The sequence below is a fragment of the Roseateles sp. genome (assembly GCF_019237615.1).
Lineage (GTDB): Bacteria > Pseudomonadota > Gammaproteobacteria > Burkholderiales > Burkholderiaceae_C > Pelomonas.
On sequence record NZ_JAFAGT010000057.1, the window covers coordinates 47583 to 72257 of the forward strand.

A 24675-nucleotide genomic window follows, 5' to 3' on the forward strand; every position below is an offset into this window, starting at 1 on the left:
AGGGCCGGGCCCGGCGCCAGACCCGTCTGGTCAGCGTCGCAGCAAGGGCGCCAGGTAGCGCCCCGTGTGGCTGGCCTCGCAGGCGGCCACGTCTTCCGGCGTGCCGGCCACCAGCAGCGTGCCGCCGCCGGCGCCGCCTTCCGGCCCCATGTCGACCAGCCAGTCGGCCGTCTTGATGACGTCCAGGTTGTGCTCGATGACGACGATGGTGTTGCCCGCGTCGCGCAGCTGGTGCAGGACCTTCATCAAGAGGGCGATGTCGGCGAAGTGCAGGCCCGTCGTCGGCTCGTCCAGGATGTAGAGCGTCCGCCCCGTGTCGCGCTTGGAGAGCTCCAGCGCCAGCTTGACGCGCTGCGCCTCGCCGCCGGACAGCGTCGTCGCGCTCTGGCCCAGCTTCACATAGCCCAGGCCCACGTCCAAGAGCGTCTGCAGCTTGCGCGCCAGCGTCGGCACGGCGTTGAACAACTCGAAGGCGTCCTCCACCGTCATGTCCAGCACCTGGGTGATGTTCTTGCCCTTGTAGAGCACCTCCAGCGTCTCGCGGTTGTAGCGCCGGCCCTGGCAGACATCGCAGGGCACGTAGACGTCGGGCAGGAAGTGCATCTCCACCTTCAGCACACCGTCGCCCTGGCAGGCCTCGCAGCGACCGCCGGCCACGTTGAAGCTGAAACGACCGGCGCCGTAGCCGCGCTCACGCGCCGTCGGCATCTCGGCGAACAGCTCGCGGATGGGCGTGAACAGGCCGGTGTAGGTGGCCGGGTTGGAACGAGGCGTGCGGCCGATGGGCGACTGGTCGACGTTGATGACCTTGTCGAACGCGTCCAGGCCCTCGATCTCGTCGTGCGCGGCCGGGTCCGCATGGCTCTGGTAGAGCTTCTTGGCGACGGCGGCGTAGAGCGTGTCGTTGACCAGCGTGCTCTTGCCCGAGCCCGACACGCCGGTCACGCAGGTGAAGAGGCCCACCGGGAGCTCCACCGTCACGCCCTTGAGGTTGTTGCCGCGCGCGTTGACGATGCGCAGCTGCTGGTCGGCGGCCGGCTGGTGGCGCCTGGCGGGCACCTCGATGCGTGCCACGCCACTGAGGTAGCGGCCTGTCAGCGAGTTCGGATCGGCCGCCACCTGCGCGGGCGTGCCCTGGGCCATCACGCGGCCGCCGTGCGCGCCTGCGCCGGGGCCGAGGTCCAGCACCCAGTCGGCGGCGCGGATGGCGTCCTCGTCATGCTCCACCACCAGCACCGAGTTGCCCAGGTCGCGCAGCCGCCGCAGCGTCGCGATGAGGCGGTCGTTGTCGCGTTGGTGCAGGCCGATGCTGGGCTCGTCCAGCACATACATGACGCCGGTCAGGCCCGAGCCGATCTGCGACGCGAGGCGGATGCGCTGGGCCTCGCCGCCGGAGAGCGTGTCGGCGCTACGGTCCAGGCTCAGGTAGTTCAGGCCCACGTCGTTCAGGAAGCGCAGCCGCGACGCGATCTCGCGGATGACCTTGTCGCCGATCTCGGCCTTGTTGCCCTTGAGCCTGAGCCCTTCGAAATAGTCCAGGCACTCGCGCAGCGTCGAATGCTCGACCTCGTAGATGGGCCGGCCGCGCTGGCCGTCGGGCGCGTCGGCGGGCTGCAGCACGACGTTGCGCGCCTCGCGCCGCAGCCGCGAGCCCTCGCAGGCCGGGCAGGGCTTGGCGGCCATGTAGCGGGCCAGGTCCTCGCGCACGGCGGCCGAGTCGGTCTCCTTGTAGCGCCGCTGCAGGTTGGGCAGGATGCCCTCGAACGGGTGGCTGCGCTTCACCGAGCGCTTCTTGCCGCTGGCCGTCTCGGCCTGGTAGACGAAGCCGATGTCCTCCTGCCCAGAGCCGTGCAGCAGCACGTCCCGTGCCTGGGCCGGCAGCGTCTCCCAGGGCGCCTCCACGTCGAACTGGTAGTGGGCCGCGACCGACTCCAGCATCGAGAAGGTGTAGGGGTTGCGACGGTCCCAACCCTTGACGGCCCCGCTGGCGAGCGACAGCGTCGGGAAGGCGACGACGCGGTCCGCGTCGAAGACGGTGACCTGTCCCAGCCCCTCGCAGCTGGGACAGGCGCCCACCGGCGAGTTGAACGAGAACAGCCTCGGCTCAAGCTCGGGCAGCGAGTAGGAGCAGACCGGGCAGGCGAACTTGCTTGAGAACAGCGTCGTCTCGTTGCTGTCCATGTTCATCACCAGCGCGCGGCCGTCGGCCAGCCGCAGCGCCGCCTCGAAGCTCTCGGCCAGGCGCTGGCGCAGGCCGTCCGCCCCTTCGTGGCGCAGCTTGATGCGATCGATGACGACGTCGATGTCGTGCTTCTCTGCCTTCTTCAGCGCCGGGATGTCCGGCGCCTCGACGGTGGCGCCGTCGACGCGGAAGCGCACATAGCCCTGGGCCTGCAGGTCCTGGAACAGCTCGACGAACTCGCCCTTGCGGTCGCGCACGACGGGCGCCAGCAGCATCAGCCGCGACTCGTCCGGCATGGCCAGCACGGCGTCCACCATCTGGCTGACCGACTGCGCCTCCAGCGGCAGGTCATGGTCGGGGCAGAAGGGCGTGCCGGCGCGGGCATAGAGCAGGCGCAGGTAGTCGTGGATCTCGGTGACCGTGCCGACCGTGGAGCGCGGGTTGTGCGAGGTGGCCTTCTGCTCGATGGAGATGGCCGGCGACAGGCCCTCGATGACGTCCACGTCCGGCTTGTCCATCAGCTGCAGGAACTGCCGCGCGTAGCTGGACAGGCTTTCCACATAGCGCCGCTGGCCCTCCGCGTACAGCGTGTCGAAGGCCAGCGAGGACTTACCGGAGCCGGACAGCCCGGTGATGACGACCAGCGCATGCCGCGGCAGGTCGACGTCGATGTTCTTGAGGTTATGGGTGCGCGCGCCGCGCACGCGAATGAATTTCGACTCGGGCAGATCCGGGAGAGCCATGGCAGTTTTCACAAGCGAACCGGCCATGATAGGCCGCCACAATCCATCGCTCCAAACGACAGCAAGGCCAACATGAAGAACCATCTGGCTGCCGCCCTGCTCGCAGTGACCGCCACGCTGGCCCCCGCCGGGGCCGGCGCGGTCGAGCCACCACCCGCTGCCGCCTTCTTCAAGCGCGCCGCGGTGCGGGCGCCCAAGCTCAGCCCGAGCGGCCGCTACCTGGCCGTGCAGGCCGCCGGCAAGGGCGACCGCCTCTGGCTGGCCGTGCTGGACCTGCAGGACCTGCAGTCGCCGAAGTTCGTCGCCGGCTTCAACGACGCAGACATCTCGAACCAGCACTGGATCAGCGAGGACCGGCTGGTGTTCGACGTGTCCGACTCCCCCGACGGCACGACGCGGGTCAATGGCCAGGGCCTGTGGGCGGTGGACCGCGACGGCAGCAACTTCCGCCAGCTGATCAAGACCGACAAGCCCTTCATCACGACGGCCACGCTGATCGCCGACCGCCGGCTGGACGCCAACTGGGTACTGCACAGCGTGCCACCCCAGCTTGACGGCGGCGACGTGATCGTCCTGCGCCGGCCGTGGCTGAGCGAAGGCACCGCAACAGGTGTGCAGCTTGCACGGCTGGACACCCGGACCGGGCTCACGCGCTCGCTCAGCGAAGGCATCCCCGACCATAGCCGGCAATGGCTGCTCGACTGGCGCGGCGACCCGCGCCTCATCGAGACCCTGAGCCAGGGCCGCAGCCGGCTGTTCCGCCGCGACGAGGCGGGCCGCTGGCAGCCCTGGTACGACGACGATCCCCAGGCGCGCAAGCACCCCTGGCCGATCTGGTGGGGGCCGGACGGCCTGATGCTGGGCGAGCAGGGCTACGCCGGCTACGACGCCGTCTTCCGCCTCGACCCTGACGGCCGCGCCGTGGGCGAGCCGTTGATCTCCACGCCGGGCTACGACTTCACGGGCCGCCTCATCTCCGAGCCCGGCAGCGGCCGGCTGCTGGGCGTGCGCTTCGAGACCGACGCCCCCGGCATCGTCTGGCTGGACAAGACGATGCAGGCACACCAGGCCGACATCGACGCCCGCCTGCCAGGCAGCGTCAACCTGATCGAGTGCCTGCGCTGCGTGGGGGCCAGCCACTTCGTCATCACCTCGCTGTCGGACGCACGGCCGCCGCTGTACTTCCTGTACCAGACGGCCGGGAAGGAGCTGCAACCGCTGGCCGGCACCCGTCCCGACCTGCCCATCACCGCCATGGGCCAGCGCGACTACCACCGCGTCCCCGCCCGCGACGGGCTGGAGCTGCCGGTGCTAGTCACCCAGCCGGCCGGCGGCCTGAAGGGCCGTGCGCCCACCGTCGTGCTGGTGCACGGCGGGCCCTATGTGCGAGGCACCCACTGGCCCTGGTCGCCCGATGCGCAGTTCCTCGCCAGCCGCGGCTACCTGGTGCTGGAGCCCGAATTCCGCGGCAGCACCGGCTACGGCTTCAAGCATTTCCGGGCCGGCTGGAAGCAGTGGGGCCTGGCCATGCAGGACGACCTCGCCGACACGCTGGCCTGGGCCGTGAAGCGGGGCTGGGCCGACCCCAGACGCGCCTGCATCATGGGCGCCAGCTACGGCGGCTACGCGGCCATGATGGCGGCCGTCACGCAGCAGGATGTCTTCAGATGCGCCGTCAACTGGGTCGGCGTCACCGACATCGGGCTGATGAGCAGCATCCACTGGAGCGACTTCTCCGAAGAATGGAAGCAGTACGGCATGAAGCGCCTCGTGGCCGACCCGGACACCGACGCCGAGCAGATGCGCAAAACCTCGCCGCTGGCGCGCGCCGGCGAGATCCGCATGCCGCTGCTGATGGCCTACGGCGGCGAGGACTACCGCGTGCCGCTGAAGCATGGCACCGACATGAAGGCCGCGCTGCGCGCCGACCAGCCGCTGGAATGGGTGGTCTATGCCGACGAAGGCCATGGCTGGTTCAACCTGAAGACCAACGAGGATTTCTGGGGCCGCGTCGAGCGCTTCCTGGCCCGGCATCTCGGCACCAAGAACTGACCGTTCATCCCGGCCGCCTGCAGCTCGCGCCCCATGTCTGACGCTTCATCGCAGCGCCATGGCGGCGCACGGCCGCGGTGACGAAACTGCCTGCATCGACACCGCAATCCCGCCGTGCCGCACAAGGAAGCCTCATGCAAGCCACCGTCCTGATCCAAGCCGCCGCCGTCGCCGCCTTCGCGTTCACCGCCCTCGCCGCCAGCGCCGCCCCCCGGGAAGTCCAGCAACTGCCCCGCGTCGTCATCACGGGCAAGGCCACACCGGAAATCGCCCAGCTGCCGCGCGTCGTCGTGACCGGCTACGCCACCCGCGAGCTCGCCCAGCTGCCCCGCGTGACCATCATCGCGCGCCGCGCCTGAGCCTCGCATGACGACGTCTTCGACGCTGAACCACCGAGCCGAGTCGCCGGCGCAGCAGGCCGGCGGCCGGGGCTGCGCCGCCGAGTCGGCTTGCCCTCAGCCAAACCGCCGTCTCTGAAAGACAATCCGGGCTTCTTGAACGGAGCCCGCGAGTGAAAGAAGAGCTGCGCAAACGCCGATCCTGGCTGGACGGCTTCATGGCCTACCCGGCCCCGGCCGGTCTCAGCGAAACCACGCTGCGCGACAACATCATCCTGCTGGACCAGGCGCTCTATGCGCTGTGGAGCCTGGGGGACAACCTCGTCTACGCCTGGATGCCCGAGGGGCGCGGCCTGCGCGTGCTGGTCGCGCCGCACCAGATGCTGACGGAGTACGCCCTCGGCGACGGCACGCTGGAGCAGCCCGAGGTCAAGCGCCGCACCCGGCTGCTGGACAAGCTGCTGTCCAACCAGGAGCAGCTCGACGCCCAGGCCTTCGACGCCGTCTGCAACGCGCTCGGCGTCGCGCCCACGTTCATCGAGCTGCCGTTCGCACCCGAGCGCGGCCTGGGCCTGCCGCTGATCGCGGCCATCGCGGCGCGCTACGGCATCCGCCTGGTGGAGGACCGCGCCGTCATCCTGTTCGACGCCGTCGGCTTCTCGCTGCTGACGCCGCTGCAGCAGGTCGTGCAGCTCAACAGCCTGTCCTGCTCCGTCAATGCGGCCTACGCCAAGCTGCTGGACCGCGAGATCAACATCAATTTCGCCCGCACGACGACGGGCGACGGCTTCTACATCTGGAACCGCATGCGAGGCGTCGAGGCCAACGTCGAGCTGTACCAGCTGATGCAGTTCATCCTGGCCGACAACGCGCTGGCCCAGGAACGCGCGACGCGGCCGGAGTCGGTGCCCCGGCTGCGCGCCTGCTTCCACGTCGGCTCGCACTACGAGTTCTACCAGTCCGAGGGCCTGAACCCGACCTCCTTCAGCTACCTGGTCGGCCAGGTGACCATCGAGCTCGCGCGCATGATCGAGCGCGCCGAGCCGGGGCAGATCCTGGTCGGCAAGTTCAACACGCTGATGCACGACGAGGCCAGCGGCGGCGACGTGCGCATCGACAGCCTGGACTTCGTCGAGCGCACGCGCGCGCCGCTGCGCAGCCTCAACGGCCTCAAGCTCGCCGGCTCCGAGGTCGACGAGATCGCCTGCTACCTGACCGGCCGCCGCGACGCCGCCGGCCTGTGGGGCATCAGCGAATACCAGATGGCCGACAAGCACGGGCTCATCCACCGCGTCTACAACGCCAAGATCAACATCCACCGCCGCAACGGCGAGCCCATCTACCTGGGCTTGCGCGAGGAAGACCTGCCGGAGGACGCGCCACGCACGACGGCGGACACGGACTACACGCCACTGCAGGAGTAGGCGACTGCGCGGCAGTCTGGAGTTACGTCTCCAAAACGCCCGTTTTTGCCGCCGCGAGGGGGCCGCAACAGCTAGCATTCCGGGCGTTGTGACCGAGTCCCCCGCCTCTACCGTCGTCAGCTCCAACGCCGTCGGCCAGCGCCGGCTGCTAACCCTGCTGTTCGTCGACCTGAGCGGCTCCACGGCCATGGCCGAATGGATGGAGGCCGAGCACTACGCGGCCATGCTGGCCGGCCTGCGCACGCTGTACGAGCGCATCGTGCCCCACCATGGCGGCGTCATCGCACGCATCCAGGGCGACGGCATGCTGGCCGTCTTCGGCCATCCCGAGGTGCGCGAGGACGACGGCCGCCGAGCCACCGAAGCCGCGCTGGAGCTGCACGCCGCCGTGCGCGACATCGTGCCGCCCGGCCCCAAGCCCGCCGACTTCGCGGGCCTGGCCCTGCACAGCGGCATCCATGCCGGCATCGTCCTCGTCAACGAGGGCGACCAGATGCGCGGCCGCTTCGAGCTGCTGGGCAATGCGCCCAACATCGCCGCCCGCCTGTCCGAGGCCGCGCGGCGCGACGAGATCATCGCCAGCGAGGAGAGCCTGGGCCTGCAGAGCCAGTTCTTCGAGACCGGCCCGCGCTTCTCGCTGCAGCTGCGCGGCCGCGCGACGCCGCTGGCGGCCTACCGCGTCCACGGCCGCGCGCCGGTCGGGCGGCGCTTCGAGGCCAGCGTGCGCCGCGGCCTGGCGCCCTTCGTCGGCCGCCGGGGCGAGCTCGCGGCGCTGGATGCGGCCCTGGCCCGCACGCTGGCCGGCCAGTCGCAATGGCTGGGCATACGCGCCGGCGCCGGCGTCGGCAAGACCCGGCTCACCGAGGAATTCCTGCGCCTGGCGGCGGACCAGGCCGACCAGGCCATCCAGATCCACCGCGGCTACTGCGAAAGCTACCTCAGCGCCGAGCCGCTGCAGCCCTTCCTGCAGATGCTGCGCGCCATGGACGCCTATGACGGCGGCTTGACCGACGCGCCACCCGAGCTCTTCGCCGCCCGGCAGAGCGCCCCGGCCCAGCGCGCCGACGCCCTGCTGGCCCTGCTGCTGGCGCTGGCGCGGCGCACGCCGCAGCTCGTCTGCATCGACGACCTGCAATGGGCCGACGACGCCTCGTTGCGCCTGCTGCACCGGCTGCGCAGCGCCGCCTCGGCCCAGGGCCTGCCGCTGCTGCTGCTGAGCGCCAGCCGGCCCGCGCCCGGTCTCGTCGCGCTGCCAGGCGCCAACGATGGCGACGCCGACATCATCGAGCTGCCGCCGCTGACCGAGGCCGAGGCCGCCCGCGCCGTGCAGCAGCTGCTGCCGCAGACCGACCCCTTCATCGCCTCCGAGGTGCAGCGCCACGCCGGCGGCAACCCGCTCTTCATCGAGGAGCTCTGCCACGCCGCGGCCGACAGCGGCAGCGGCCTCGTCGAGGGCCAGAGCAGCTCGGCCTGGCTGGCCGCCCTCGTCGAGTCGCGCGTCGGCCGCCTGCCGCCCGCGCAGGCCCAGCTCGTGCGCCTGGCCGCCGTCATCGGCAACGTCATCCCGGTCTGGCTGCTGAAGGCCTTGTCCGGCCGCGGCGAACGCCACCCCGACGTGCTGGCCCTGGCCGCGCAGGACTTCATCTTCCCGGACCAGCGTCCCGGCCACCTGCGCTTCAAGCATGGCATCACGCGCGACGTCGTCTACGAGGCCACGGGACTGCACGCGCGCCAGGCCTTGCACCGCCACATCAGCGCCGCGCTGAGCGCGCATGGTGGTGCCGAGGACCAGCTGCACGAGCAGCTCGCCTACCACGACGCCGCCGCAAACGACTGGCCCGCCGCCGCCCGCCACGCCGAGGCCGCCGGCGACCAGGCCCTGGCCGTGTCGGCACTGGATCGCGCGAAGAAGCAGTTCCGCGCCGCGCTGGCGGCCCTCGAGTTCCTGCCGGACGCCGCGGACCACCAGCGCCGCTGGATCGCCATCGCACAGCGCCTGGGCATGGCCTGCGTCTTCGACGCCTCGCAGGACGACCTGCGCGTGCTCAAGCATGCCGCCGCGCTGGCCCATGCCATAGGCGATCCCGGCCTCATCGCCCGCACGGAGTACTGGCTGGCCTATGTCGGCTACGCCCTCGGCGAGACGCGCGACAGCCTGCACCACGCCCAGGCCGCCGTCGAGACCGCCCAGCGCTGCGGCGACCATGCACTGCTGGCCCAGTTGCCCGGCACGGTCGGCCAGCTGCGGGCCGCCGCGGCCGACTACGCCAGCGCCCTGCCCATGCTGGACCTGGCCATAGAGCGCCAGCGCATCCGCGCAAGCAAGAGTGCCGTCAACCAGATCGGCCTGTCCTTCTCGCTGTGCTGCCGCGCCTATGTGCTGGGCGACCAGGGCCGGTTCGAGCAGGCCCACGAGGTCTTCGCCGAGGCCCTGGCGCCCTTCGACGGCAGCGGCCATGCGGTGGAGGCCAGCATCCAGGGCTGGCGCGCCGCCGTGCTGCTGTGGCAGGGTCGCTGGGCCGAGGCCCGCGAGGCCGCGGCCGTGGCGAACCGCGTCGGCGCCCAGGTGCGCAGCATGTTCACCTGCGCCATGGGCCACGCGGCCGGCGCCTACGGCGCCTGGATGCAGGACGCCGACCCAGCCGCGCGCCAGCACATCCTTGACGCCACCGCCTGGCTCGCGCCGCGCGGCGGTGGCCTGTACAGCAGCTTCCAGCATGGCTGGCTGGCCGACATCCTGGCCACCCAGGGCGACGCCGGCGCGGCCCGTCACCATGTCGCGCTGGCGCTCAGGCGCGGCCGCCGGCACGACTGGATAGGGGGCGCCATGGCCTACCGCGCCGCGGCCCGCCTGGCGGCCGGCGTCGGCGACACCGACCGCGCCCGGCGCTATCTGGGCCTGGCGCGAGGCGCCGGCGAGCAGCGCAACTCCGCCCACGAGGCCGCCGTCACGGCGCTGCTGGAAGCCGAGCTGCGCCTGGACGACGGCTGGCAGGCCGCCCTCGACCAGGCCCGACGCGAGTTCGAGCGCCTGGGCATGACGGGCTTCCTGGAGCGTGCGCTGCGGCCCTAGCCCCTTCATTGGCACCAACAACGACAGGCCCTACTCACCGTCTCATGGCATCCATACATCCGGCCTCCTCCCTGGGTCAGGGCCTGCGTGCATTGGTCGCCGGCCAGTTCGACGCGGCCCAGCCCCTGCTGCAGCGCGCGCTGCGCGAGATGCCCACCGCCCCGGAAGTTCCCGCTGCCCTGGGCCAACTGGCCGCGCAGCGCCGGCAATGGGCCGAAGCCGAGACCTGGTTCCAGCAATCGTTGCAGCTGCAGGCCCGCCAGCCACGCGTCTGGCTGGCGCGGGGCCAGATCCTGGAGATGCTGCAGCGCCCCGCAGCAGCAGCCGAGGCCTTCGGCCAGGCCGCCGAGTACCAGCCCGATCTTGCGGCCGCGCATTACCAGCATGCCCGCCTGCGCCGTGAGCTGGGCGAGCGACCGCGCGCCCTGCAGGCGGCCCAGCGGGCCGCGCAGCTGGCGCCGCAGGACACCAACGCGCTGCAACTGCTGGCCATGCTGCAGGAGGAGAGCGGTGATCTGGCCGCCGCGTTGCCGACGCTGGACGCCGCGCTGCGGCAGGCGCCGGACCGCGCCGCGCTGCACCACAACCGCGGCGTCGTGCTGCATCGCCTCGGTCACCATGCCCAAGCGCTGGCGGCGCACGAACGCGCGCTGGGCCTCGGCCTGGATGTCGCCGACGCGCACTACAACCTCGGCAACACGCTGCAGGCTCTGGGTCGCGCCGAGGCGGCGCTTGCGGCCTACCGCCGCGCGCTTACCCTGGCCCCCCTGCATGCCTTGAGTCTCTACGACCTTGCCAAGCTGCGATGGGCGCTGGGGCATGCCGACTTCACGGCGGAGCTCGACGCCGCCGAGCGCGCGGTGCCGCAGTCCGACGTGCCGCCCAGCCTGCTGGGCCTGCTGCTGCTGCGTGCCGAGCGGGGCGAAGCCGCAGCGGCCGCCTACCGCCGCGCCGCCGCGCTGGCGCCCACCAACGCCGCCTATGCCGACGGCCTGGGACAGGCCCTGAGCCTGCTCTGCCGCCACGAGGAGGCCTGCGCCGCCCACCGTCGCGCCGTGTCCCTGGCCCCGGCGGACGTGGTCGTGCTCGGCAACGCGGCGCGCAGCCTGTATGCGGGCGGCCTGTCGACCGAGGGCCTGGCGCTGGCCGAGCGCGCGCTGGCGCTGGCGCCCCGGGACCAGCATGCCCTGGCTCTCGCCGGCCTGGGCTGGCGGCTGACGGGCGATGCGCGCGCCGGCTGGCTGAACGACCTGGACCGCTGCGTGGCCGTCATCGATATTGAGGCTCCACCCGGCTGGCCCGATATCGCCAGCTTCAATGCGGCGCTGGCCGAGGAGCTCACGCGGCTGCACACCGACGCCGAGGCGCCCATAGACCAGACGCTGCGCCACGGCACGCAGACGCGCGGCAACATCTTCGACCTCGACCTGCCGCTGGTGCAGGCGCTCAAGGTCCAGATCACCGCGGCGATCACGGCCTGGCTGGCCACGCGGCCGGCCGAGGCCGAGCACCCCTTCCTGGGTCGGCTGCCCTCGCGCCCCGGGGACTGGCATTTCACCGACAGCTGGAGCTCGCGGCTGCGCAGCAGCGGCTTCCACACCAACCATGTGCACACGCATGGCTGGCTGAGCAGTTGCTACTACGTGGCGACGCCGCCCAGCGCGCTGGGACAAGGAAGCCGCGACGGCTGGATCAAGTTCGGCGAGCCCGACCTGCCCGAGCCGCTGCGCTCCAGCCTGCCCGCGGGGCGCATGGAGGCGCCCAAGCCGGGCCGCCTCGCGCTGTTCCCGTCCTATCTATGGCACGGCACGACGCCCTTCCAGGATGCGGCCCACCGGCTGACGGTGGCCTTCGACGTGCTGCCGGACTGACTCCAGTCACTCGACGCGGCGCACCCGCGGCGAGCTCTTCAGGCCTTCGAAGTCCAGGTAGAAGGAACTCAGGGCACCGCGCTTCACGCTGACCTTGCGCGGTCCTTCCGGCAGCGCGACGGAGGTGCCGTCGATGACCTGCCAGACCTGGCCGTTGGCAAGCCGGATGCGGGAGTTGGGCCCCCAGCCACCGAAGCTCGGACCCACCGAACTCTCGACCGACTCCACCGCGCCGGGCCGCCGCGACTCCGGCAGGCCGAAGACGGCCTCGCCGTTGCGCGCCGGCACGGCGGCCGGAGCGGCCACCGGCGCCGCTGCAACGGGTGCCGCAGGCCGTACCGGCGCTGCCGGCACGCGGGCCACATCGGCCAGCGCGTCATAGCAGGCCAGCCGGGCCGTGGCATCCGCCAGCCCGCGGCAGCGCTGCAGGCCGTCCTGGGCCAGCGCCGGCAGGGTGGCGATCGAAAGGGTGGTCATGAGGAGGATGCGCATGCGGCAAGCCTAGCAGCTGTCACGCACAACTGGCCACCTCGACCCGGCTCAACGCGCCTGTTTCACCCTCAGGCGCCAGGCATGCAGCAACGGCTCCGTGTAGCCGCTGGGCTGGGCCTCGCCCTTGAACACCAGGTCCAGCGCCGCCTGCATGGCCGCGCCCTGCGGGTGGGCCGCAAGGGGCCGGTAGGCCGGATCGCCGGCGTTCTGGCCGTCGACGATCCGGGCCATGCGTGTGAAGCTCTCGCGCACCTGCTCGGCCGACACAACGCCGTGGCGCAGCCAGTTGGCGATGTGCTGGCTGGAGATGCGCAGCGTCGCGCGGTCCTCCATCAGGCCGATGCCGTTGATGTCGGGCACCTTTGAGCAGCCCACGCCCTGGTCGATCCAGCGCACCACATAACCCAGGATGCCCTGCACGTTATTGTCCAGTTCCTGCTGGCGCTGCTCGGCCGTCCAGTCGGACCGCGGTGCGACGGGGATGGTCAGCAGCGCGTTCAGCAGGCCCTCGCTCTCGGCAGCCAGGTCGACCTGCTCCAGCTCCTGCTGCACGGCGGCGACGCTGACCTGGTGGTAGTGCAGCGCGTGCAGCGTCGCGGCCGTGGGCGAGGGCACCCATGCGGTGTTGGCACCGGCCTTGGGGTGGGCGACCTTCTGCTCCAGCATGGCCGCCATCAGGTCGGGCATGGCCCACATGCCCTTGCCGATCTGGGCCCGGCCGCGCAGGCCGCAGGCCAGGCCGGTCAGCACGTTGCTGCGCTCGTAGGCCTGGATCCAGGGCGTGGTCTTCATGTCGCCCTTGCGCAGCATGGGGCCGGCGCGCATGGCGGTGTGCATCTCGTCACCGGTACGGTCCAGGAAACCGGTGTTGATGAAGGCCACGCGGCTGGCGGCGGCGGCGATGCATGCCTTCAGGTTGACCGAGGTGCGGCGCTCCTCGTCCATGATGCCCAGCTTGACCGTGCTGTCCGGCAGGCCCAGCAGTTGCTCGACACGGGTGAACAGCTCGGCGGCGAAGGCCACCTCGGCCGGGCCGTGCATCTTGGGCTTGACGATGTAGACCGAGCCGGCGCGGCTGTTGCCGCGCCTCTTGAGGTCGTGCATCGCGATGGTGGTCGTCACGACCGCGTCCATGATGCCCTCGGGGATCTCGCTGCCATCGTCCAGCAGCATGGCCGGGTTGGTCATCAGGTGGCCCACGTTGCGCACGAACATGAGCGAGCGGCCGTGCAGCGTCACGGCACCACCGTCGGGCGCCGTATAGACGCGGTCAGCGTTCAGGCGGCGCGTGAAGGTCTTGCCCCCCTTGGCGACCTCCTCGGTCAGCGTGCCCTGCTGGATGCCCAGCCAGTTGCGATAGGCCAGCAGCTTGTCCTCGGCGTCGACAGCGGCGATGGAGTCCTCCAGGTCGAGGATGGTGGACAGCGCCGCTTCCAGCACCACGTCGGCAATGCCGGCTGCATCGCGGCTGCCAATGGGCGTCGCGCGGTCGATGCGGATGTCCAGGTGAAGGCCGTGGTGGACCAGCAGCACGCTGCCGGGTGCGGCGGCGTCGCCCTGGTAGCCGGCGAAGGCGGCCGCATCCTTCAGCCCGGTCGTGGCGCCCGAGGCGAGCGCGACGACCAGCCGGCCGCCCTCGACGCGGTAGCCGGTCGCGTCGGCATGCGAGCCCGCGGCCAGCGGCGCGGCCAGGTCCAGCACCCGGCGGGCGAAGGCGATGACCTTGGCGCCGCGCACCGGGTTGTAGGCGCCGTCCCGCGTCGCGCCATCGGTCTCGGGGATCGCGTCGGTGCCGTAGAGCGCGTCGTACAGCGAACCCCAGCGCGCATTCGCGGCGTTCAGCGCGTAGCGCGCGTTCAGGATGGGCACGACCAGCTGCGGGCCGGCCTGCAGGGCCAGCTCGGCGTCGACGTTGGCGGTCGTCGCCTGCACCTGGGCCGGCGGTTCGACGAGGTAGCCGATGCGCGCCAGGAAGGCGCGGTAGGCCGGCATGTCGGCGATGGGACCGGGATGGGCCTGGTGCCAGGCGTCGATCTCGCCCTGCAGGCGGTCACGCTCGGCCAGCAGCGCGCGGTTCTTCGGCGCCAGGTCGTGAGCGATCTGGCTGAAGCCGGCCCAGAAGGCGTCCACCTCGATGCCGGTGCCGGGCAGCACCTCAGTGGCGATGAAGCGGGCCAGGTCGGCATCGACCTGCAGGCGGTGGAGGGGGGTGCGGCTGGTGCTGGACATGGGGCGGCCTCCAGGGAGAAGGATGAAAGATTGGCGCACATCTTGCCGTTGCGCGAGGTCCGATTCGCAACGGCCGGCGCATGGAATCTGTGACTAAAACGCAAAGATACGCGATGAAACCGCTATCTTTGCATGGGTGCGACAGCACAATCCCGGCATGGACAAGCTCAAGCAGATGGAGTCCTTCGTCCTCGTCGCCGCCAAGGGCAGCCTGACGGCGGCGGCGCAGGCGGAAGGGTTGGCGCCCGCCGTCATGGGCCGGCGACTGGATGCGCTGGAGGCCCGCCTGGGCGTCAAGCTGATGCTGCGCACGACGCGGCGGCTGACGCTGACGCCCGAGGGCCAGGCCTTCCTGGAGGACTGCCAGCGCCTCGTCGCGGCGCTGGCCGACGCCGAGGCCGCCGTCAGCGCCGGCGGGCTCAAGGCCAGCGGCCATCTGCGCGTCACCGCGCCGGCCGGCTTCGGCCGCCGCCACGTCGCGCCACTGGTGCCGGGCTTCCTGGCCGAGCATGCCGACCTCAACCTGTCCCTCAACCTCAGCGACCGCGTCGTCGACATCGTCCACGAGGGCTTCGACTGCGCGGTGCGCGTGGGCGACCTGCCGGACTCCAGCCTCGTCAGCACGCGGCTGGCCGACAACCGGCGGCTGTGCGTGGCGGCGCCCAGCTATCTGAAGCGAGCCGGCACGCCCAAGCATCCCGACGAACTCGCGCGGCATGCCTGCCTGACGCTCAGCTCCGAGGCCAGCCAGACGCGCGGCTGGGCCTTCCGCATGGACGACGCCGTCCAGCACCTGCGGCCCGTCGGGCGGCTGGACTGCAGCGACGGCCAGGTGCTGCACGACTGGTGCGTGGCGGGACTGGGCATCGCCTGGCGCAGCACCTGGGAGGTCGAGGCCGACCTGGCGGCGGGCCGCCTGGTCAGCTTGCTGGACGAGTTCGCCGCGCCGCCCAACGGCATCTACGCGGTCTTTCCGCAGGCCCGCCACCTGCCGCTGCGCACGCGGCTGTGGGTCGAGCACCTGCGCGCGCACTACGGGCGCGCCGACTACTGGCGCGGCTGACGTCAGTCGCCAAAGACCACCTTGGCGCGCGCGCCGGCCCACGCGTCGAACCGGCCCGCGTAGGCCTCCTCGATGCGGTTGCGCTTGACCTTGAAGGTGGGCGTGATGAAACCGTTGTCCACGGTCCAGGGCGTCTTGATCAGCACCAGCGCGTCCAGCTGCTCATGCGGGTCCAGGCGCGCGTTGACGTCGTCCAGGTGCCTGGCCAGCTCGACCTGCAAACCTGCCGCATCGCTGGCGGCGCGCTGCAGGCCCTGCGGCGACAGCATCGCGATGCCCAGCGGCTGCCCCATGTTGGCGCCGGCCACGCAGCAGGCCTCCACGTTGGGGTTCATGCCCAGCCGGTCCTCGATGGGCGCGGGGGCCACGTACTTGCCCTTGCTGGTCTTGAACAGATCCTTCACGCGGCCGGTGATGCGCACGCAGCCGTCGGGGTCCTGGCTGGCCTTGTCGCCGGTGCGCAGCCAGCCGTCGGCGGTGAAGGTGTCGCGCGTCAGCTCGGGCGCCTTGTAATAGCCCAGCATCACGGCCGGGCTGCGCATCTGCAGCTCGCCGCTGACGGCGTCGATGCGCACCTCCACGCCGTCATAGGCCGGCCCCACCGTGCCGCGCTGGTTCCTGCCCGGCACGGTCAGGTGGGACAGGGCCAGGTTCTCGGTCATGCCATAGCCCTCGTTGATGTGCAGGCCCAGCCCCGCATACCACTCCAGCAGGGCCACCGGCATGGGTGCGGCGCCGCCGGCCGCGAACTGGCAATGGTTCAGGCCCAGGGCCTTGAGCACTTTCTTGCGCACCAGGCCGCCGATGAGGGGCAGGCGCAGCAGCCTGTCCAGCTTCTGCTGCGGCATCTTGGCCTGCACGCCCTGCTGGAACTTGACCCACAGCCGCGGCACGCTGAAGAACACCGTCGGCAGCGCGCGCTGCAGGTCGGCAGCGAAGGTGTCCAGCGACTCGGCGAAGTAGACCCGCATGCCGGTGGCCAGCCAGCCATGCTCGACCAGCGTGCGCTCCACCACATGGGCCAGCGGCAGATAGGACAGCATGCGGTCGCGGCCCGTCAGCGGGATGCGCTGGAGGCCGGCGCCCACCGCCCAGGCGAAGGCGCCGAAGCTGTGCATGACGCCTTTGGGCAGGCCGGTCGTGCCCGAGGTGTAGATCAGCGTGCAGAGCTCGTCGGCGCCGCGCGTGGGCTCGCCCTGCAGCGGCTCGGTGCGGGCGCAGATGGCGTCCCAGTCCTCCCAGGCCTGCCGGGCGTCGTCGGGCGACAGCGTGTAGCTGGCGCCGGCCAGGCCGGCCGGCACGCCGGGCTTCATGCCCTCCCAGCCGTCGAGCTTGCCGACGAAGATGAAACGCGCCTCGCTGTGGGTGAGGATCTGCGCGATGGTCTCGGCCGCCAGCGTCGGGTACAGCGGCACGCTGACATAGCCGGCCATCCAGATGGCGAGGTCGCTCATCAGCCACCAGGCGCAGTTCTTGGACAGGATGGCCACCTTGGCATCGGCCGGCCAGCCCTCGGCCTGGCCCCTGGCCTTGAGGAAGGCCGCCATGCGGCGCACCTGGTCGCCGACCTGGGCCCAGCTGAAGTCACGGAGCTCGCCCGCGCCCATGGGTTGCGTCAGCGTCACGCTGGCGCCGGCCACGCGCTCCCAGTGATAGAGGCGTTGCAGGGCGAGCTGATCGGTGGCGATGGTTGCCATGGCGCGTCTCCTAGGGATTCTTTTCGGAGACGCAAAGTTAACCGCGCGCAAACGGCCCGCCGCTACGGGAAAACACCTTGCGGCGGCGCGCCATCGCCGCGCCGCCGGTGCCTCCTCAGGACTCCTGGAAGGCCGCCAGCGCGGCCGCGATGTCGGCGTCGCGCGCCTCGCGCTGCACGGGCGCGTCGGCCGTCAGGCCCTCGCGCTTCAGTCGCGCCACCCACTGGCCGGCCTCGCGGCCCTGCTCGAAGCCACTGCTCTGCAGCAGCAGCTCGCCGCCCGCGGACAGCAGCTTGAAGTAGAACTTGCCGTCCGCCTCGCGGTACTGCTTGAAAACCGGCAGCGCGGACTTCTCGGCCTTGGCAGCCGCGGTCGTCGCCGTGTCCGTGTAGGGGCGCAGGCCGACAGCGGCGCGCAGTTGCTTCAGGAATGGCCGGGCGATCGCGCGCGCCTTGGCCGCGCCGGCCTGCAGCGTGGCCTCGAGCTGCTCGGGATTGGCCATCAGCTCGGCATAGCGCTCGCGCATGGGGCCGATCTGCGCCTCGATCTGCGCGACCAGCTGCTGCTTGGCCTCGCCCCAGCCCAGGCCGCCGCGCAGCGCCGCGCGGAAGGCCGCGCGCTGCTCGGGCGTCGAGAAGGCGTCGTAGAGGGCGACCAGCGCCTGGCCTTCGGGATCCTTGGGCTCGCCGGGCAGCTTGCTGTCGGTGACGATGCGCGCGACCGCGTCCCTCAGCGCCGCGCTGCCGCCCTCGAAGAGCGGAATGACGTTGTCATAGCTCTTGCTCATCTTGCGGCCGTCCAGGCCAGGCAGCAGCTCCATCTCGGCGTCCACCTGCGCTTCGGGCAGCGTGAACAGGGCCTGGCCCTGGCCGAACAGGTGGTTGAAGCGCTGGCCGACGTCGCGCGCCATCTCGATGTGCTGGATCTGGTCCTTGCCGACCGGCACGTGGTGGGCGTTGAACATCAGGATGTCGGCCGCCATCAGCACCGGATAGCTGAACAGGCCCATGGAAACGTTGGCGTCCGGCTCCTCGCCGGCAGCGACGGCGGCGTCCACCGCGGCCTTGTAGGCATGGGCCCGGTTCATCTGGCCCTTGGCGGTGACGCAGTCCAGCAGCCAGGTCAGCTCCGGGATCTCGGGGATGTCGCTCTGGCGATAGAAGGTGACGCGCTCGGGGTCCAGGCCGGCAGCGAGCCAGGTGGCGGCGATGGCGCGGCTGGAACGAGCCAGGCGATCGGGGTCGTCGCACTTGATCAGCGCATGGAAGTCGGCCATGAAGAAGAAGCTCTCCACGCCGGGCGCGCGGCTGGCGGCAATGGCCGGGCGGATGGCGCCGACGTAGTTGCCGAGGTGCAGGGTGCCGGTGGTGGTGATGCCGGTCAGGACGCGATGAGACATGTTCAAGCCGAAGCCAAGTTCGGCCCGGATTGTCACCGTTTGCGCGCCGCAGGTGCGGCCACGGAGGCGCGCCAGGTGACGGAGATGTCGAACTGTCGCGCGGCAGGCAGCGCCAGGCCGTAGCAGCGGTTCAGCAGCCAGTGCAGGCCGGCCAGCGTGACCTCGTGGCTGGGGATGCGCACCGAGGTCAGTCGCGGCGCGGCGAACTCGGCGCTGGGCGAGTCGTCATAGCCCAGCACCGACACCTGGTGCGGCACCGACACGCCGCGCTCCTGGAAATGCGCCAGCAGGCCGATGGCCATCTCGTCGTTGGCGCAGAACACCGCGGTGGGCAGGCGCTTGCGCGCGAGCAGCGTGCCGGCTGCGTCCCAGCCGGCCTGGTTGGAGAAGTCGCCGGGCACGTTCAGGATCTTGGACACGTCCAGCCCGCGCAGCGCCAGCTCGCCCATGAAGCCTGCCAGGCGGGCGACGTTGTCGGGCGAGGTGGTGGGACCGGAGACGACGGCGATGTCCTTGTGCTTGTGCTGCAGCAGCGCGCGTGCGGCCTGCACGCCGCCCTGCACATGGTCGGCAGTGAAGCACTGGTCCTTGATGCGGTCGAAGTGGCGGTTCAGCACGACCACCTGGCGCGCCGCCGGCCCGAGGGCCTTGAGGTCCTCGTACTGCATGGCGTTGGACAGCACGATGAGGCCGTCGCAGTCGCGGTCCAGCAGGAAGCGCATGCCGTCGTTGGTCTCGACGCGCTCGTCCTCTATGCCCTCGCCGAAAGCCACCACCATGTGCAGGCCCTGGGTACGCAGCACCGTGTCTATGACGCGCAGGATGGGCGTGTAGTAGGTGCCGCGCAGGAAGGGGATGTAGACACCGATCAGCTTGGACGTGCCGGCGCCCAGCGCCCGTGCCGTGTGCGAGGGCCGGAACTTCAGCTGCGCGATGACCTTGCGCACCCGCTCGGCCGTGGCGGGCGCCACGGAACCGTTTCCACTGATGACGCGAGAGGCGGTGCCCACGCCCACGCCGGCCAGCCGCGCCACGTCCTTGATCGTTGCCATTCGCCCTCTAGGTTAGCAGGGCGGATTGAATCACAGCGGGCAGATCGGCGCGGGGTCCGCCGGCTCGGGCAGGGGCCTGGCGTCGGCCCGCGTCTCCCTGCCGCTCAGGCCGCCGCCGACCGGCCACCAGGGCCTGGCCTCACGGGCGCTGAACTGGCAGGGGCCGGCGGGCCAGGGGAAGGACAGTCGGCCGGTGAAGCCGGGCCAGGGCTTGCCATCGGCCGGCGCGACCAACAGGTCCGCGAGGCCCGCGCCCTCGGTGCCCGGCTGCCAGGCGGCGATGAAGGCGTCGCTCCGGTTGGCCAGATCGTTCACGTACAGCGGCCGGCCGGAGTACAGCAGCGTGACCACCGGCGCGCCGCGGCCCGACACGCGCTGCAGCACGGCCTCGTCCTGCGGATGGCGGCGGCTGTGGCGCAGGTTCTCGGTGATGCGCACGTCGCCCTCGCCCTCGGCATAGGGCGTCTCAGCCAGCACCGCGATGACGGCATCGAAGTCCTTCGGGTCGCTCTGGCTGCCGTCGGCGTCGTAGCTGACCCGGGTCGCGCCCAGGCGCTGGCGCAGCGCGGCCAGCAGCGTCGTGCCCTGCGGGTAGTCGACGTTGCTGGTGTCGCGGCCCTGCCAGGTCACGCTCCAGCCGCCGCTCTGGTGGGCCAGGCTGTCGGCCGCCGGGCCGACGACCAGCACGCGCGCGGTCGGCTTCAGCGGCAGCAGCCCGGGACTGTGCTTGAGCAGCACCAGCGACTCGCGCACCGCGCGACGGGCCAGCTCCGGCGCCTGCAGCGCCTCGACGGTGGCGGGCACCGGCGTGGTCGCCGCGAGGCTGAGCTTCACGCGCAGGATGCGGCGCACCGCATCGTCGACGCGGGCGATGGGGATGCGCCCCTGCTCGACGGCCTTCACCGTGTTGGCGATGAAGGGCTTCCAGTGCAGGGGCACCATGACGACGTCGATGCCGGCGTTGATGGCGGCCGGACAGTCGTCAACCGTGCAGCCCGGCACCTGGCCTATGCCGTCCCAGTCGCTGACGATGAGGCCGTCGAAGGCCAGCCGGTCTTTCAGCACGCCGGTCATCAGGAGCCGGTTGCCATGCATCTTGCCGTGCTCCACATGGCCGGCGCTGTCGGTCCAGCTGCTGAACGAGGCCATGACGGTCAGCACGCCCGCATCAAGCGCGCCGAGATAGCCGGCGCCATGGACCTGTGCCAGTTCGGCCGGCGTGGCGGGGCTGACGCCCTGGTCGATGCCGCGGCGCGTTCCGCCGTCGGCGATGTAGTGCTTGGCCGTCGCGAGGACGCCGCGGCCGTCCTTCATGCCCTCCTGCAGCCCCTCGACCGAGGCCTGGCCCAGGCGCTTCACCAGCGCCGGGTCGGCGCCGAAGCTCTCGTAGGTGCGGCCCCAGCGGATGTCCTGCACGACGGCCAGCGTCGGCGCGAAGGCCCAGTGCAGGCCCGAGGCGCGCACGGCGCGGGCGGTGGCGCGGCCGATGTCGCGCACGAGGTCGGCGTCGCGCGTCGCGCCCAGCGCGATGTTGTGCGGGAACAGCGTGGCGCCGCGCACGTTGTTGTGGCCGTGGACGGCGTCCGTGCCCCAGAGCAGCGGGATGCCCGGCGTGGCCTGCAGCGCCGCGGCCTGGAACTGCTCGGACAGTGCGCGCCACTGCGCCGGCGTGGCCGCGCGGTCCTGGCCCGGCCAGCCGCCGCCGCCGTTCAGCACCGTGCCTATGGCGTACTCGCGCACCTCGTCCGGCGTGATGGCGCCGATCTCGGGCTGGGTCATCTGGCCTATCTTCTGGCGCAGCGACAGCGTCTTCAGCGCCGCCTCGACGCGCGCCTCCAGCGCGGCATCGCGCAGCGGCCTGCGCGCCGGCCATGCCTGCACGACGGCATCGGTGTCGGCCGCGCCCGCGGCTGTGGCCAGCAGCGCGCCGGCGAGCAGGAGGAGTGAGGGTTTGCGCGTCATCGTCGTCTTGGGGTTGGGGCGCGACGGTAGGGGGTGAAGCGAAAAAACGTCAACCCCCGGGCCGACGAGATTGACAGCGTCGACTTCGCCGCCTTAGATTTGCGCCGCGTTTGGAACCGGTTCCATTTTGAAGCGCGATCCTCCTGCCTGGCAAGAGGGCGCATTCCCGGGTCCTGTCCAGGCAGCGAACAAGATCGAACCAGGAGACGAAAATGCCCAGCCCCATGTCGCGCGCTCGACAGCCCCATCCACGGCGCGCCCCCCTCTCCATCCGGCCCCGCCTCACCCCCGTCGCCGCCGTCTGCGTCGGCCTGCTGAGCGCGCCGTTGCTGGCGCTGGCCCAGGCCGAGCCGGCGCCCGGGAAGAAACTCGACACCGTGACGGTCACGGGCTTCCGCGCCAGCCTGGAGACGTCCATCAGCACCAAGCGCAACGCCGATGCCATCGTCGAGTCCGTGTCGGCCGAGGACATCGGCAAGCTGCCCGACGTGTCCATTGCCGACGCCATCTCGCGCCTGCCGGGCCTGACGACCCAGCGCATCGCCGGCCGCTCTTCGGTCATCAGCATCCGCGGCATGGCGCCGCGCTACGGCGTGACGCTGCTGAACGGCCGCGAGATCGTCTCCACGGGCGACAACCGCTCGGTGGAGTACGACCAGTTCCCGTCGGAGCTGATCAACGCGGCCACCGTCTACAAGACGCCCGATGCCAGCCTGTCGGCGCAGGGCCTGTCGGGCACGGTCAACATGAAGACGCTGCGCCCGCTGGACTTCAGCAAGACCCAGGCCGTCGTCGGCGCACGCCTGGAGCGCAATTCCAACGGCTCGCTGAACCCCGAGATCTCGGGCACCGGCAACCGCCTCAGCGCCTCCTACGTGACGCAGTCGGCCGACCGCACCTGGGGGGCGGCCGTGGGCTTCGCCCACCTGGACTCGCCCAACCAGGAGAAGCATTACAAGAGCTGGTGGTGGGCCAACACCAACGACTGGGGCTCGCCGCTGCCCGGGGCGCCAACGGATGCCGTCGCGCTGCAGGGCTTCGAGCTGGGCGCGGCATCGTCGCGCCAGAAGCGCGACGGCCTGATGGGCGTGCTGGAGTACAAACCCAACGCCGACTTCCACAGCACGCTGGACCTCTATTACTCCAAGTTCGACCAGACCGAGGCGCGCCGCACCGTGATGGCGGACATGTCCACCTGGGCCGGCGTGAGCTGGAGCAACGCGCAGACGACGGTGGTCAACGGCGACAAGATCGTCACCAGCGGCATCGTCAACAACACGACGCCCGTGGCGCTGACGACCTTCAACAAGCGCCGGGACGACATCCGCGCCATAGGCTGGAACAACGAGCTCAAGCTGGCCGACTGGAAGCTGGTGGGCGACCTGAGCTGGTCCAAGGCCAAGCGCGACGAGCAGAACGCCGAGCTGCAGGCCGGCTCGCTGGGCCGCGTGAGCCTGGGCCAGACCACCATCGCCACCGGCGACGGCCTCTCCACCTTCGCGCCCAGCTTCGACTTCGGCGACGCCAAGAACGTCTACCTCAGCGACCCCTCGGGCTGGGGCCGCGACGGCCGCAGCCAGTTCCCCAAGGTGCGCGACCAGATCAAGGCGTTCAAGCTCACGGCCGCTCGCTCCTTCGAGAGCTGGCTCAGCAGCTTCGAGGCCGGACTGGACTACTCCGAGCGCGACAAGAGCATGAACCGCACCGAGGTGAACTACAACCTCAAGAACGGCCGCGCGCCCATGCTGATCCCGTCCAACCTGCTGCGCGGGCCGACGGACCTGAGCTTCGCCGGCAGCAACATCCGCATGGTCAACTTCGATCTGCCCAGCGCGCTGAGCCTGTACGACGTGACGCCCACCGCCCTCGACCAGGCGCCGGGCCGCATCTGGTCCGTGCACGAGAAGGTCACGGCGGCGCATGCCAAGCTCGGCTTCGAGTTCGACTGGGGCGTGCCGGTACACGGCAACCTGGGCCTGCGCGTCGTGCATGCCAAGCAGTGGAGCAACGGCCTGCTGTGGAACCCGGCGACGAGCAGCACCGTGCCCGAGAACGGCGGCACCAGCTACACCGACACGCTGCCCAGCTTCAACCTCGCGGCGGACGTCACCGCCAACACCATCGTGCGCTTCGGCCTGGCCAAGGTGATGGCGCGGCCCAACATGGAGGACATGCGCGCCGGCTTCAGGGACATCAGCGTGGGCCAGATGGACCGCAAGTGGTCGGCCAGCGGCGGCAACCCCAAGCTGGAGCCCTGGCGTGCCGACGCGGCCGACCTGTCCGTCGAGCACTACTTCAGCAAGCGCAGCTATGTCGCGGCGGCGGCGTTCTACAAGAAGATCAAGAACTTCGTCTACTCGCAGTCCATCGACTTCGACTTCACGGGCTTCCCCAACCCGACGGCCTACACGCCCATCAGCAACATCGGCACGCTGACGACCCAGGCCAATGGCAAGGGCGGCATGATCGCCGGCACCGAGCTCAGCGGCTCGCTGGACGGGTCGCTGATCAGCCCGGCGCTGGACGGCATCGGCGTCACGCTGAGCTACTCCGACACGCGCAGCTCGCTGCACGAGGACAACGACGTCAGCAAGCCGCTGGACGGACTCTCCGGCAAGGCGACGAACTTCACCGTCTACTACGAACGCAACGGCGTCTCGGCCCGCCTCGGCAGCCGCCACCGCTCGCCCTTCGTGACCATGGTGCGCGGCACCTTCGGCGAGAACGTGCCCAGCATGATCTCCAGCGAGACCATCATCGACGCGCAGGTCGGCTATGCCTTCGAGACCGGGTCGCTCAAGGGCCTGTCGCTGACGCTGCAGGTCAACAACCTGCGCGACCGTCCCTACCGCACACGGGTGGGCATCTCGACCGGCTCCAAGGACCCGAACGCGACGCTGCCCGAGCGCTACACCACCTATGGCCGCCAGTTCCTGCTGGGCGGCAGCTACAAGTTCTGAGATGGGACCGCGGACAAGTCTCGCGGCTTGTTCGACGCCCGTCGCAGGACTGCCAGCCTGCAAGCCGGCAGGCATGAGCACCGTTCCTGAACCTGCACCGGCCTGGATGCGTCCCGGCCGGCGCCCCGCACCCCAAGC

Annotated in this window: 14 protein-coding genes; 7 read left to right on the plus strand and 7 right to left on the minus strand. The window is 70.9% G+C overall.

The features are described from left to right. Positions 1 to 30 precede the first annotated feature (30 nt). Positions 31 to 2925: an excinuclease ABC subunit UvrA gene (gene uvrA / locus JOY88_RS10560; protein ID WP_293502246.1), complete on the minus strand. Its 2895-nt coding sequence runs from the start codon at positions 2923 to 2925 to the stop codon at positions 31 to 33. Positions 2926 to 2997: 72 nt separating this feature from the next. Here uvrA and JOY88_RS10565 point away from each other — a divergent pair, with 72 nt between their 5' ends. From JOY88_RS10565 to JOY88_RS10585, 5 genes are all read left to right on the plus strand, one after another. Next, entirely contained in the window at positions 2998 to 4977 is a 1980-nt protein-coding gene (locus JOY88_RS10565) for an alpha/beta hydrolase family protein (protein WP_293502247.1), read from the plus strand. Between the two features lie 134 nt (positions 4978 to 5111). Beyond that, a complete protein-coding gene (locus JOY88_RS10570; protein ID WP_293502248.1) occupies positions 5112 to 5336 on the plus strand; it encodes a hypothetical protein in 225 nt (74 codons plus the stop codon). Positions 5337 to 5488: 152 nt separating this feature from the next. Further along, positions 5489 to 6739, plus strand: coding sequence for a hypothetical protein (locus JOY88_RS10575; protein WP_293502249.1), 1251 nt, complete (start codon positions 5489 to 5491; stop codon positions 6737 to 6739). Between the two features lie 88 nt (positions 6740 to 6827). Beyond that, positions 6828 to 9812 carry an adenylate/guanylate cyclase domain-containing protein gene (locus JOY88_RS10580; RefSeq protein WP_293502250.1) on the plus strand — a complete coding sequence of 995 codons (2985 nt, stop codon included), beginning with the start codon at positions 6828 to 6830 and terminating at the stop codon, positions 9810 to 9812. A gap of 44 nt (positions 9813 to 9856) precedes the next feature. Then, a complete protein-coding gene (locus tag JOY88_RS10585; protein WP_293502251.1) occupies positions 9857 to 11683 on the plus strand; it encodes a tetratricopeptide repeat protein in 1827 nt (608 codons plus the stop codon). A 6-nt stretch (positions 11684 to 11689) separates the two neighbouring features. Here the strand turns inward: JOY88_RS10585 and JOY88_RS10590 are convergent, their stop codons facing one another. After that, positions 11690 to 12175: a hypothetical protein gene (locus JOY88_RS10590; protein WP_293502252.1), complete on the minus strand. Its 486-nt coding sequence runs from the start codon at positions 12173 to 12175 to the stop codon at positions 11690 to 11692. Positions 12176 to 12223: 48 nt separating this feature from the next. Continuing rightward, complete coding sequence (locus JOY88_RS10595; RefSeq protein ID WP_293502253.1) at positions 12224 to 14404, minus strand: malate synthase G; 2181 nt, start codon at positions 14402 to 14404, stop codon at positions 12224 to 12226. A 157-nt stretch (positions 14405 to 14561) separates the two neighbouring features. On the opposite strand from JOY88_RS10595, the gene JOY88_RS10600 reads away from it, so the two are divergent. Continuing rightward, positions 14562 to 15467: a LysR family transcriptional regulator gene (locus JOY88_RS10600; RefSeq protein ID WP_293502254.1), complete on the plus strand. Its 906-nt coding sequence runs from the start codon at positions 14562 to 14564 to the stop codon at positions 15465 to 15467. A 2-nt stretch (positions 15468 to 15469) separates the two neighbouring features. On the opposite strand, the gene JOY88_RS10605 is transcribed toward JOY88_RS10600, so the two are convergent. The 4 genes from JOY88_RS10605 to JOY88_RS10620 form a co-directional block, all read right to left on the minus strand. Further along, entirely contained in the window at positions 15470 to 17164 is a 1695-nt protein-coding gene (locus tag JOY88_RS10605) for an AMP-binding protein (RefSeq protein ID WP_293502255.1), read from the minus strand. A 115-nt stretch (positions 17165 to 17279) separates the two neighbouring features. Then, a complete protein-coding gene (locus JOY88_RS10610) occupies positions 17280 to 18563 on the minus strand; it encodes a tryptophan--tRNA ligase (RefSeq protein ID WP_293502256.1) in 1284 nt (427 codons plus the stop codon). Positions 18564 to 18595: 32 nt separating this feature from the next. After that, positions 18596 to 19615: a LacI family DNA-binding transcriptional regulator gene (locus JOY88_RS10615; RefSeq protein WP_293502257.1), complete on the minus strand. Its 1020-nt coding sequence runs from the start codon at positions 19613 to 19615 to the stop codon at positions 18596 to 18598. Between the two features lie 30 nt (positions 19616 to 19645). Continuing rightward, positions 19646 to 21577, minus strand: a complete 1932-nt coding sequence (locus tag JOY88_RS10620) for a glycoside hydrolase family 3 protein (protein WP_293502258.1) — start codon at positions 21575 to 21577, stop codon at positions 19646 to 19648. Positions 21578 to 21801: 224 nt separating this feature from the next. On the opposite strand from JOY88_RS10620, the gene JOY88_RS10625 reads away from it, so the two are divergent. Then, positions 21802 to 24537 carry a TonB-dependent receptor gene (locus JOY88_RS10625; protein WP_293502259.1) on the plus strand — a complete coding sequence of 912 codons (2736 nt, stop codon included), beginning with the start codon at positions 21802 to 21804 and terminating at the stop codon, positions 24535 to 24537. Positions 24538 to 24675: the final 138 nt, after the last annotated feature.